Source organism: Enterobacter sp. E20 (assembly GCF_000801755.2).
Lineage (GTDB): Bacteria > Pseudomonadota > Gammaproteobacteria > Enterobacterales > Enterobacteriaceae > Enterobacter > Enterobacter asburiae_B.
On sequence record NZ_CP012999.1, the window covers coordinates 2,124,310 to 2,136,034 of the forward strand.

At 59.0% G+C, this 11,725-nt stretch carries 12 protein-coding genes; 6 read left to right on the forward strand and 6 right to left on the reverse strand.

From position 1 onward, the window contains the following. Positions 1-14 precede the first annotated feature (14 nt). The gene (locus NI40_RS10070; RefSeq protein WP_039262703.1) at positions 15-782 is read left to right on the forward strand and encodes an arylamine N-acetyltransferase family protein; all 768 of its coding nucleotides are present in this window, start codon (positions 15-17) and stop codon (positions 780-782) included. 23 nt (positions 783-805) lie between these two features. Here the strand turns inward: NI40_RS10070 and NI40_RS10075 are convergent, their stop codons facing one another. The 4 genes from NI40_RS10075 to NI40_RS10090 all read right to left on the reverse strand — a co-directional run bounded on the left by NI40_RS10075 (position 806) and on the right by NI40_RS10090 (position 6,995). After that, complete coding sequence (locus tag NI40_RS10075; RefSeq protein WP_039262702.1) at positions 806-3,883, reverse strand: efflux RND transporter permease subunit; 3,078 nt, start codon at positions 3,881-3,883, stop codon at positions 806-808. Further along, on the reverse strand, positions 3,880-5,028 hold the full coding sequence (locus tag NI40_RS10080) for an efflux RND transporter periplasmic adaptor subunit (protein WP_039262701.1): 1,149 nt from the start codon (positions 5,026-5,028) through the stop codon (positions 3,880-3,882). The genes NI40_RS10075 and NI40_RS10080 overlap by 4 nt, the downstream gene beginning before the upstream one ends. Positions 5,029-5,106: 78 nt before the next feature. After that, a complete protein-coding gene (locus NI40_RS10085; RefSeq protein WP_039262700.1) occupies positions 5,107-6,303 on the reverse strand; it encodes a sensor histidine kinase in 1,197 nt (398 codons plus the stop codon). After that, positions 6,300-6,995, reverse strand: a complete 696-nt coding sequence (locus NI40_RS10090; protein ID WP_029739347.1) for a response regulator — start codon at positions 6,993-6,995, stop codon at positions 6,300-6,302. The genes NI40_RS10085 and NI40_RS10090 overlap by 4 nt, the downstream gene beginning before the upstream one ends. A 124-nt stretch (positions 6,996-7,119) precedes the next feature. On the opposite strand from NI40_RS10090, the gene NI40_RS10095 reads away from it, so the two are divergent. Further along, positions 7,120-7,905, forward strand: a complete 786-nt coding sequence (locus NI40_RS10095) for a MipA/OmpV family protein (RefSeq protein WP_039262699.1) — start codon at positions 7,120-7,122, stop codon at positions 7,903-7,905. A 29-nt stretch (positions 7,906-7,934) separates the two neighbouring features. Here NI40_RS10095 and yajD read toward each other — a convergent pair whose 3' ends face one another. Further along, the gene (gene yajD, locus NI40_RS10100; RefSeq protein WP_003857471.1) at positions 7,935-8,282 is read right to left on the reverse strand and encodes an HNH nuclease YajD; all 348 of its coding nucleotides are present in this window, start codon (positions 8,280-8,282) and stop codon (positions 7,935-7,937) included. Between the two features lie 180 nt (positions 8,283-8,462). Here yajD and NI40_RS10105 point away from each other — a divergent pair, with 180 nt between their 5' ends. Next, the gene (locus NI40_RS10105; protein ID WP_032657621.1) at positions 8,463-9,488 is read left to right on the forward strand and encodes an LLM class flavin-dependent oxidoreductase; all 1,026 of its coding nucleotides are present in this window, start codon (positions 8,463-8,465) and stop codon (positions 9,486-9,488) included. A 98-nt stretch (positions 9,489-9,586) separates the two neighbouring features. On the opposite strand, the gene NI40_RS10110 is transcribed toward NI40_RS10105, so the two are convergent. Next, entirely contained in the window at positions 9,587-10,621 is a 1,035-nt protein-coding gene (locus NI40_RS10110; RefSeq protein WP_039262698.1) for an AI-2E family transporter, read from the reverse strand. A 133-nt stretch (positions 10,622-10,754) separates the two neighbouring features. Here NI40_RS10110 and NI40_RS24480 point away from each other — a divergent pair, with 133 nt between their 5' ends. The 3 genes from NI40_RS24480 (at position 10,755) to mdtI (ending at position 11,722) form a co-directional block, all read left to right on the forward strand. Then, positions 10,755-10,925 carry a protein YdgV gene (locus NI40_RS24480; RefSeq protein WP_085930315.1) on the forward strand — a complete coding sequence of 57 codons (171 nt, stop codon included), beginning with the start codon at positions 10,755-10,757 and terminating at the stop codon, positions 10,923-10,925. Between the two features lie 118 nt (positions 10,926-11,043). Next, entirely contained in the window at positions 11,044-11,406 is a 363-nt protein-coding gene (gene mdtJ / locus NI40_RS10115; protein WP_029739354.1) for a multidrug/spermidine efflux SMR transporter subunit MdtJ, read from the forward strand. Further along, the gene (mdtI, locus tag NI40_RS10120) at positions 11,393-11,722 is read left to right on the forward strand and encodes a multidrug/spermidine efflux SMR transporter subunit MdtI (protein ID WP_024909144.1); all 330 of its coding nucleotides are present in this window, start codon (positions 11,393-11,395) and stop codon (positions 11,720-11,722) included. The genes mdtJ and mdtI overlap by 14 nt, the downstream gene beginning before the upstream one ends. The last annotated feature ends 3 nt before the right edge of the window (positions 11,723-11,725 follow it).

Sequence of the window (11,725 nt, forward strand, 5' to 3'; positions counted from 1 at the left end):
GACAAGGAGGCATTATGCACAGCGATAACTTCAACATTTCCACCTATTTCAACCGCATAAACTACACCGGACCGGCGGGTGCCGATACGGCCACCCTGCATGCGCTGATGCGCCATCAGCTCTTTTCCGTTCCCTTTGAAAATCTGGACGTGCAGGCGGGCAAAGTTGTCTCGCTGGCGCCAGACGATATCGCCGATAAGGTGTTAACGCAGGGGCGCGGCGGCTACTGCTATGAGGTAAACGGGCTTTTTGCCATGGCGCTGGCGGCGTTAGGGATCTCTTACCGCTTCGTGGCGGCGCGCCCGATGTTCTACCCCGTGCGGCGGCCGAAAACCCACATGGCGATCGTCGCTGAGGTAGATAGCCGACAGTGGCTTTGCGATCTCGGGTTCGGCAGCTACGGCATTCGTGCGCCGATGGCGCTGGACACGCTTGATGTGGATATCATGCAGGATTTCGACACGTTTCGGCTAAGCCGCGGCGCGGAGGGTGAGTATCTGCTTGAGGCGAAGGTTGAGGGAGAGTGGGCCCGGCAGTACGGCTTTGATCTCACCCCTCAGGAATGGATTGACTTCGTTCCGGCCAACTACCTTAACTCCACGCACCCGGATGCCATCTTTGTGCAGAAGCGGGTAGTGGTGCAGCACAGCCCGGAGGGACGCCAGATTTTACTGGGCGATATGCTGAAAACCATCACGGCGAACGGCACTGAAACGCGGCAGCTGGCGGAGGATGAAATCCGCCATGTCCTGAAGGACCGTTTTGCGCTGACTGCCGCGTAATCTATCGGGGAACGAGGGGGGCCTCAGCGCAGTCCGTCTTCTGCGGCTTTACGCTGAGTTCCCCACTGTAACAGCAGGCTAAACGACGCGGGTAATACGGTCAGCGTCACCAGCGTCGCGACCAGCAGCCCGCCGATAATCGCATAGGCCATTGGCCCCCAGAAGACCTGATGAGAGATCGGGATCATGCCCAGAATGGCGGCGCAGGCGGTCAGGCAGATGGGTCTGGCCCGGTGCTCCGCGGCCGCCATAATTGCGGCATCGTTTGCCATTCCCTGAGCAAGATTGCTGTCAACCTCGCTAATCAGTATCACCGCGTTGCGCACGATCATCCCCGCCAGGGCGATGACGCCCAGCAGCGCGACAAACCCCATCGGCGTACCGCCGGGCAGCATAGCCAGCACGATCCCCGGCAGGCCAAACGGGGCCATCAGGAGGGCCAGCAGCATCCGGGAATATCGCCGCAGCTGAAGCATCAGCAGCAACAGCATGAGGACCAGCGTTACCGGAAGAACGGTAAAGACGGAGCTGTTCCCCTTATCCGATTCGGCAACCGCGCCACCTTCTTCAATGCTGTAACCTGCGGGCAGGCTCGCGCGCAGCTTGTCGACCGCCGGACGCAGCGCCGCGGATACCGCTTCAGCCTTTAGCCCCGGGGCAAGGTCCGTTTGCACAGTGATGAAGGGCACGCGCTGCCGACGCCAGACGACCGGATCGTCCACGCCCCAGACCGGCGTCGCAACGGCGCTGAGCGGAATTTTTTTACCGTCATTCCCCTGAATCGTGAGCGAGGAGAGGGTGGCGGTGCTGTGACGCGCATCGTCCGTGGCCCGCAGCACCACGTCGACAAGGCGGTCATTATCCCTGATGGAGGTAACAACGCTGCCGGACCAGACGGTGTTCAGCGTGCGGGCGAGGCTTTCTGACGATATTCCCGCCGCTCTGGCCGCCGTCTGATTCACCTTAAGGGTAATGACCCTCTCCGGCTCTCCGGCCGTCTGGTTAACGTCGCGTGAGAACGGAGACCGGCCAATCGCGTCCGTGAGACGGTTCGCCAACGCCCGAACCTGCAGATAATCTGGCCCGCTCACCCGGTATTTGATGGGCCAGCCGACGGGCGGCCCCAGCTCAAGGGGCGACACGCGCGTGATGATGTCGCTAAACTGCGTCGCCAGGATCCTGTTGAGCCGAGCATGCAGACGATCCCGCGCCTCAAGATCCTTAGCCACCACGACCATCTGGGCGATATTTTCATTTTCCAGCAGCACGTCCATCGGCAGGTAAAAACGGATGGCGCCCGACCCGACGTACGTCGAATAGCGATCGATGTTGCCGTTGCCTGCCAGCGCCTTTTCCAGCTTTTCCACCTCTCTTAGCGTTTCCGGCTGCGACGCGTTGGCCGGAAGCGTCAGGCTGACCAGCAGCTCTGGCCGGTCCGAAGCGGGGAAAAACTCGCCCTGCATAAACGTCGTGCCGTACGCTGACAGCCCCAGCGCGGCAAGCGCAATCAGCACGGTAGCGAGCCGGTGGCGCAGTGCTAGGCGTAAAAGCCGTCCGTACCCGCGCGCGATCCTGCCGGGGCCTGCCGCGTGATGTCTGACTTTTTCCGGCAGCAGCCACGTGCCCGTCAGCGGCGAAAACAGGATCGCGACAGCCCAGGAGCAGAGCAGGGCAATGAGCACCACCGCAAACAGGGAAAAACAGTATTCACCGGCGCTGGAGGCCGCAAAACCAACGGGAATAAAGCCGGCAATCATCACCAGAGTACCGGTGAGCATCGGGAAGGCCGTCGTTTTGAACGCATGCGTGGCCGCGTGCCGACGGGAATCCCCCGCTTCCAGCCGGGAGACCATCGTTTCGACGGCGATCATGGCGTCATCCACCAGCAGGCCCAGGGCAATGATCAGCGCCCCGAGCGAGATACGCTGAAGGCCGATGCCGGCGAGCATCATGCCGGCAAACGTCATGGCGAGCACCAGCGGAATGGCCGTCGCCACCACCAGTCCGGCCCGTAACCCCAGCGAGACAAATGAAACCGCCAGCACGATAACAACGGCTTCGATAAGCACCCGGATAAACCCGCTTACCGCGTCACTGACCACCGCTGACTGATCGGCAACTTTCACCATCTCGATACCGTGCGGCAGCCCGGCGCTGAGGGCCGCCATTCTGGCATTCAGCGCAGCGCCGAAACGCAGCATGTTGCCCGTTGGCGCCATCGACACCGCCAGCCCGATAGCCGGTTTGCCGTTCACCCGGTAGGCCGGGGCCGGTGGCTCGGCGATTTCCCGGGTGACGGTGGCAATGTCGGTCAGCGGAATATAGCGATTGTTCACGTGCAGCGTGACGGCGCGTAAGCTCTCCTTGGTCGTGAGCGCTCCGCTGACCTTGATCGCCATGTTCTCTTTTTCGGTACGCATCGTTCCTGCCGGGACAACCGCATTTTGCGCCCGGAGGGCGTCGGCAACCGCCTGAATATCGAGCCCCATCCCGGCCAGGCGCGCCGGAGAAAAGGCGAGAACCCACTGCTCCTGCTGTTCGCCCAGCAGGGTTGTTTTGCCTATATCCGGCAGGGACATGAGCTCGCGCCGTATTGTCTCTGCGCGATCCCGCACCTCCCGCAGGGTAAAACCTTCGGGAATAAAGGCGTAAATTGTGCCGAACGTGTCGTCAAACTCGTCGTCCACGGCAGGACCCTGCACCCCTTCGGGCAGGGACGGCGCGATGTCCTGCATTTTTTTGCGAACCTGATACCAGATATCCGGCACGCGTTGCGGGGGCGTATCGTCACGGAGGTTGACGTGGATAACGGTGCGTCCGGCCCGGGTTTCACTTTCGAGATAGTCCAGCCAGGGCGTTTCCTGCAGCTTTTTTTCAAGCGTATCGGTCAGCAGGCGGGTGGTATCCGCCACGGAGGCTCCCGGCCACTGCGCGGAGACGACGGCCGTTTTAATGGTAAAAGCCGGATCTTCGTTACGCGGCAGCTTCTCATAGCAGAACACGCCCATCGCAATCACCAGCAGCATGAAAAAGCTGACCATCTGCTGGTTCTTCAGCGCCCAGGCGGAGAGGTTAAATTTGGCTTCCGGTCCTGTGTTCATGGCTGAACCTCTCCGGCCATCACCGGCTCGCCGGAACGTAATGTGCTCACGCCCGCCGTAATCACCCTGTCGCCCGGCTCAAGGCCGGAGGCAATCATGACGGAGGTGGCCGTATAGCTCGCGGGCACCACCGCGCGCAGCTGCGCCCGCGACTGCGGGGTAATCACAAAAACGGCCGGTTTGTCGCCGACGCGGGTCAGCGCCGAGGCGGGAAGGGTGTAGCCGCGCGGGGCAGACGATGGCAACGTGACGGTAACGCTGGCGCCCAGCGCCATGGCCGCCGGCGGGTTTTGCAGGGTGGCCCTGACGCGCCAGGTGCGGGTCTGAGGATCGGCCTGCGGCGTGATATCCCGCAGCGCGGCAGACGCCTGTACCGACGGGTCGCTGAGGAGGGAAACCCGCAACTCCGCCTTATCCAGAGGCGGGATCGCATCCGGAGTGGCAATATCAAACGCCACGTCGCGGGCTTCACCCGTTGCCAGCGTCAGCACGGACTGACCGTCGCTGACAACCTGCCCCGCAGAAGCGTTCACGGCCGTGATGACGCCCGCCTGCGGCGCGATCAGGCGCGTCCAGCCGAGGCTTTCGCGGGCATTTCGCCACGCGGCCTCGCTGCTTTTTAAGCGCGCGCGGGCGACAAGCCAGTCCGCACGGGCGCTGTCGAGCTGCGTGCGGGCTATCGCGCCCGTTGGCATGAGCTTTTGCATTCGACTGACGTTAAGCGCGGCGACCTGCGCCGAGGCTTTAGCACCTTCATAGTCGGCCGCCGCGCCGTCGAGCTGGTTTTGCCCGGTCGTGTTGTCAAGCGTGGCCAGCAGCTGTCCGGCAGTGACCCGATCGCCAATATCAACGCTGCGCGTCAGTATCCGGCCCCCGGTCCGAAAGCTCAGGGTCGTTTCATCGCGGGCATGGATCTCACCGGTTCTTTCCAGCGCGGGAAGGGTTTGGGCGGTGCCAACGACGACGTAGCGTACCGCTCGCGCAGGATCGGGCTTATTTTCGTGTTTATCACCGCAGCCGGTCAGCGGAAAAATCGCCAGCGCAAGCAGGGCCAGGGGAAGAAAATGCAGCCAGGAAAGGGTGCGCGCCACGCCGTACAAATGATGCAGGCAGTGGCGGAGGGAGAGAAAAAATTCGTCTGACATAACGCCGCTCCATAAAGGGAATGGCGTTATTAAATGCGCGCTACGTCGAGAAAGATTCGATGTTCTGTCAAGGCTTTATCAAGAGTGAAGATTTTCATTACCGGACGGATGCCAGGGCAATAAAATGCGCACGGCGAGGCCGCCGGTTTCCGGTAATGACGCGCTAATCTCACCCCCATGCGCCTCACAAATCGCCCGGGCGATGGATAAACCGAGGCCGCTGCCGCCGGAATGCCGCGCGCGGGACTGCTCCTCGCGGCTAAAGCGTTTAAACATTTCCGGTAAGAACTGTGGCGAGACGCCCGGCCCGTCATCGGTAAATTCGAGGATGTAGCGCCCGCTGGCGTAGTGCAGCGCCACCTCGAGGTGGCCGCCATCGCGTCCGTAACGTAGCGCATTTTCCATGAGGATGGTAACGACCTGTCCAAGACGGAACGCATCGCCTCTGAAGGGGCTGGTGCGCGGGTTGCGAAGCGTTATCCGAAAATGATGCGCGTCAGCCTCGGGCATGATCCAAGCAGCCCGCTCCTGAATCAGCTCATCCAGACAAAACGGCTGGTCCTCCAGCACGAGGTTACCCGCGTCGGCGAGCGAGAGAAGGTGAAGCTCATCGGTGAGGCGGTTGAGGTGCTGGAGCTGTTTCATCACCATGCCGAGCTGCGCCGGGCTGGCGTCAAACACGCCGTCTAACATGCCCTGCAGACGCCCGATGGCGGCCGTCAGAGGCGAGCGCAGCTCGTGCGCCATCGCGACGTGCGAGGCGCGGAGCTCTTTTTCATAGCGGGCGAGTTGCCCCGTCATGGAGTTAAAGTCGGTCGCAAAGCTGACCATTTCAGCCGGCGCATCCTTGATAAGTTCCGCCTGGCGGCCAAACTGCCCGTCGGCGACATCCTTTGCCGCATCGCGAAGGCGGCTGAACTGCAGCGCCAGCGGCCGGGCGTGTTTGAGCCCCATCACCACGATAAACGGGATCATCACCAGCACCAGCAGGGCCACCGTGGCCCAGTCGGCTGAGGCGATAGACGGCGTGGAATAGCTCAGGCCCCACCAGGTGTCCACAATCGAGTGGAAGCGGGCCGGATTGGCCTGCGGGTTCTGGCTGAGCGTCAGAAACTCCTGCCGGACCGCCACTGGCATTTTGCCCATTATCCAGTAGTTCTGTACCGCATAGCGCAGCCACATGCAGGTGGCAATGACGATCACGCTGCCGATAGCCAGCGCCAGGATGCGCGCGCAAATCCAGCGCCACAGAGAGGAGTGCTGATTTTTAATCATGGCTGTCTGAACCTGTAACCCACGCCGCGAACGTTGATCAGCACGCCGGAGATCCCCGCCGCTTCCAGTTTTTTACGCAGGTTATAAATATGGGTGTCCACCACGCGCTCCAGCGCCTCGCTTTCCGGCAAACAGTGCTCCAGTAAATACTGGCGGGAGAACGGGTGCGCCGGAGAACGCAGCAGCGTTGCCAGAAGCGAGAATTCCGTTGGCGTAAGATCGAGCATCACGGGCGCGTCGCCGCCGTTATCCACGCTCGCCACAATGGCGGCAACGTCCACCTCGAGCGTTTGCCAACGAAGGATCGCTTCATCCGTCTCTTTTTTACTGCTGCGCCGCAGCACCGCCTGCACCCGAGCCACCACTTCCCCCGGATGATAAGGCTTCACAACGTAATCATCGGCACCGTACCGCAGGGCACCAATGCGGTCCGGGGTATCCCCCATGGCCGTGACCATGATCACCGGCACATCGCTTTTACGACGCAGGCCAGCCAGCACCTCGGTGCCGTTAAGCCCCGGCAGCATCACGTCCAGCAGGATGAGGTCGGGCTTCCACCGCTGCGCCATATCCAGCCCGGAATGACCGTCTCCGGTAATGGTCACGTCGTAATTTTCCCGCCGTAAATAGGCTTCGAGCACGCCGGCCGCATCGGCGTCATCTTCAATAATCAGCACTCTTCTGGACAACATCCGTTCACCTTGACCATTTCTTAACACTATCCCGACGATTCATTGATTCAGCCAAATCATACTGCGCCAACGTTGTGTGGCCGCCCCCGTATCAGGAGGCGCCAGCGTCCGTATGGAGAGCAGTATGATAGCGATAAAAAAAGTCCTGTATATGTCCGTCCCGCTTCTGATGGCCGTGGCTTCCGGCGCGCAGGCGGATGATGGCACCGCGTCCGATTCCTTAACCGTCGGGCTGGGGGGACAGTATGCCCCACGTTACTCAGGCTCAGACAAGCAGGTGTGGCAGGTGGTTCCGGTGCTGCAGGGTCGTAAAGGCGCTTTCTTTATTGATGCGCAAAAAGGGGTGGGATATGACCTGCAAAACGACAGCGGCTGGTATTTTGAACACACGCTGGGCTACGACTTCGGAAGGGCTGATAAAAATTCTGGCTGGCGTGAGGGCGCAAACAATCTGAAAGGGATGGGGGACATTGATGCCACCCTGAATACCGGCCTTGCCGTCGGCTGGCAGGCCGCGCCATGGCTGAGTATGGAAGGCAAAGCGACGCTGCCGTTAACGGACAGCCAGGGGGGAAGCTATCAGGCTTCCGTTACGCTAATCCCCTTACAAAATAATCAGGATATGGTCGCCTTTCAGTCTGCGGCCCTGTTTGGCGACAGCCGTTATCTGAATACCTGGTATGGGGTAAGCGAGCAGCAGAGCCGCCGCACCGGATATCGCCGCTATGCTGCGCCGGGTGGATTCTATGGCGTCGACACCAGCCTGACCTGGAGCCATCAGTTCGATGCCCACTGGGGGACGGTGCTGAGTGCGGACTATACCTGGCTGGGCGATCGTGCGAATAACAGCCCGATCGTGATGCGGCGCAATGAGGGGGCTGCAACCGCCGCTATCACCTGGACATTTTAAATTCGCGGAGCGCGATGTGGGCGAGGGGATTATTTCTTCTTATCCATCATCGCTTTTAAATCGGCAAACGGGTTAAACGTGGCGACGCCCACGTCTTTTTGCGCGTCTTCCCCGGCGACCACGGTGGTACCGTACTGATCCGCTTCGGTGTATTTCGAATGCTCGTGATCGTGGCAAAACAGGCACAGCAGCTCCCAGTTGCTGCCATCCTCCGGGTTGTTGGTATGGTCGTGATCGATATGGTGCACCGTGAGTTCGCGCAGATTGGAATAGACAAACTCGCGCGAGCAGCGTCCACACACCCATGGATAGATTTTTAATGCTTTTTCGCGATAGCCGCTTTCCAGCCGCGCGTAGTTTTTGGGGATCAAAGCCATTGCCGGTTTTACCTGCCATGAAAAGAGGGGGGGGAAGATTATATCGCATTATGGAGCGGAATGACGAACCCCGCTATTCAGTCAATTTATTTGATGCTTTCCGTTAAATAAACGGCATTTATTCTTACCGGGTAATGCGTAAAGTGTATAGGACGCAAAGCATTATCAGGACACATGGTTATGAAAAAGATCGGGTTTTTATCCTTTGGTCACTGGACGCCTTCGCCGCAGTCCGGCACGCGCTCGGCGGCAGACACGCTGCTGCAGTCCATTGATTTAGCCGTGGCGGCTGAAGAGCTGGGGGCAGACGGCGCCTATTTCCGCGTGCACCATTTCGCCCGACAGCTGAGCTCGCCGTTTCCTCTGCTGGCGGCCATTGGCGCAAAAACGAAAACCATCGAAATCGGTACCGGCGTAATTGATATGCGCTATGAAAATCCGATGTACATGGCCGAAGACGCGGGCGCGGCGGATCTGATTTCCGGCGGTCGTTTGCAGCTTGGCATCAGCCGCGGCTCGCCGGAGCAGGTCATTGATGGCTGGCGCCATTTCGGCTATGTCCCGCAGGAAGGGGAAGACGAATCGGATATGGCGCGCCGTCATACCGAGGTGCTGCTTGAGGTGCTGCGCGGTGAAGGGTTTGCCAAACCCAATCCGCAGCCTATGTTCCCGAATCCGCCGGGGCTGCTGCGCCTGGAGCCGTATTCTGAAGGACTGCGCGAGCGTATCTGGTGGGGCGCCGGTTCCAATGCGACGGCCGTATGGGCCGCAAAGCTGGGAATGAACCTGCAAAGTTCAACCCTGAAGGACGATGAAACCGGCGAGCCGTTCCATATTCAGCAGGCAAAACAGATCCGCGCGTACCGTCAGGCCTGGAAAGAGGCAGGGCATACGCGCCAGCCGCGGGTGTCGGTCAGCCGCAGCATTTTTGCGCTAATGGACGACCGCGACCGGATGTATTTCGGTGCCAGCCGCAACGACAGCGATAGCGTGGGCTACCTTGATGAGAAAACGCGCGCGATCTTCGGGCGCAGCTATGCGGCGGAGCCGGACAAGCTGATTGAACAGCTGAAAAAGGACGACGCGATTGCCGAAGCCGATACGTTATTACTGACCGTGCCGAACCAGCTGGGTGTGGATTACAATGCGCACGTGATTGAGTCTATTCTCAAACACGTCGCACCGGCAATGGGCTGGCGCGAGTAGTCGACGCGCAGGGATAACGCGTCGCGTGATTCTCAATCTGTAACTACCCGTGCGCTTATCGCGCTGACAGGAGGGGCAATACGTCCCTCCTGTCAGCGCTATTTATGGCTCATATCGCTCAGCAGCACGGCGATAGTTTGCCCGCCCGCCGTCTGTTCCAGGGCAATCTTGACGATAATGGTTAGCGGGACGGAGAGCAGCATCCCAACGGGCCCGAGAAGCCAGCCCCAGAAAATCAGGGACAAAAAGACCACCAGCGTGGAGAGTCCCAGCCCCCGACCCATCATGCGTGGCTCAAGAATATTACCGAACACCAGGTTGATGACCAGATAGCCGGCCAGCAGGATCAGCGCGTCATAAAGCCCGCTGAAAACCAGCACCTGAAGGATAGGGGGGATCGCCGCCAGCACGGAGCCGATGTTGGGAATGTAGTTAAGCGCAAACGCCAGTAACCCCCAGACAAACGCAAAGCGAACGTCCAGCGCCAGAAGCATCCCCCAGACAACACCGCCCGTGACCAGGCTAATCGCCGTTTTAAGCACCAGATAGCGGGAGACGCTGTCCAGCGCGCGTTGAATCGCTCCCATTCCTTCAACCGGACGGACCATCATCTGCTGCAGCTTTGCCGGCAGCTGCGGCACCTCCAGCAGCATAAACACCACCGTTAAAAACAGCAGGAAAATGGAGGTCATGGCATTGGAAAGCTGCGCCAGCAGGCTGGTGACGATCGTCATGGCCGCGTTGGGGTCGATATATTTCAGGAGTTCCTCAACCGAGACTTCGATACCCGCGCGCTGCAGCCAGGGTTCCAGCTGCAGCAGCGGTATCGCCAGCGAAGAGCGGTACTTCGGCAGCGTTCGCGCCAGTTCATTGAGCGAGGTCCCCAGATACGCCACCAGCAAGACCATCGCCACAATGATGATGCTGATAAGCAGCGTTATCGCCAGCACGCGCGGGATGCGTAGCCGCGTCATGCGCTGCACCAGCGGGTTAAGGATCACCGCAACAAACAGGGCCAGAATAAAAGGCACAATAATGTCGGCGGCAAAACGAACGCCCGTCAGTATGATCACCAGCATGCCCAGCATGATGACAATTTTTAACCCGTTCAGGGTAATAATGGGTTTAGCCATGGTGACTCCGAATTTTTCTTTATATTTATAATAAAGGTGAAAGGCGTTGCAATAAACTAACCAAAATCAAACGGTATGGGTAAAGAATTGCAAAGACTTTGAGTAAAATCCTGGCTTATGGTACAAATCTGGTGTGTTTAACTACCGAGGACAATTTTCATCCGCAAAGACGAGAAGCAACAACGCGGATAATTGTAATTTTATGGACAATATGTTCAGGACGTACTCTTCAAACAATACCGCTGTCTACTCCACCTCTTTCTGCCTGCTTTCTGGTGAGCAACACTGGCGCACCGCACTATAGTCACGTCTTCTGCCTGAGCTGGCGCTAAGCGCTTAGCTATCTGATTTCAATTCGTTTTTTTTGGGTTTGCTGCACGCAGCGAGCCACGATGGATTATATTCTCAAGCAGGAGAAAAACATGTTTTACTGGATCCTATTAGCGTTGGCTATCATCGCTGAAATTACCGGCACGCTGTCTATGAAATGGGCAAGCGTCAGCGATGGCAACACCGGTTTTATTTTGATGCTGGTGATGATTTCGCTTTCTTATATTTTCCTCTCGTTTGCGGTGAAAAAAATTGCGCTGGGCGTCGCGTATGCACTGTGGGAAGGGATCGGTATTTTGTTGATTACGCTGTTCAGCGTGCTGATATTTGACGAAACATTAACAACAATGAAGGTCGCCGGATTAACGACGCTGGTCGCGGGTATTGTGCTGATTAAATCGGGTACCCGTAAGCCTGGCAAACAGCAGAAGGAGCAGAACCATGCAACAGTTTGAGTGGGTTCATGCGGCCTGGCTGGGGCTCGCCATCGTGCTGGAAATCCTGGCGAACGTTCTGCTGAAATTCTCGGATGGTTTTCGCCGTAAACTCTACGGCCTGATGTCGATTGCCGCGGTTCTGGGGGCGTTCAGCGCCCTGTCCCAGGCGGTAAAAGGAATCGATCTTTCGGTGGCCTATGCGCTGTGGGGCGGTTTTGGTATCGCCGCAACCCTGGCCGCAGGCTGGGTGCTCTTCGGCCAGCGCTTAAACAACAAGGGCTGGATGGGGCTCATCTTGCTGCTTGCCGGCATGATCATGATAAAACTCGCCTGACAG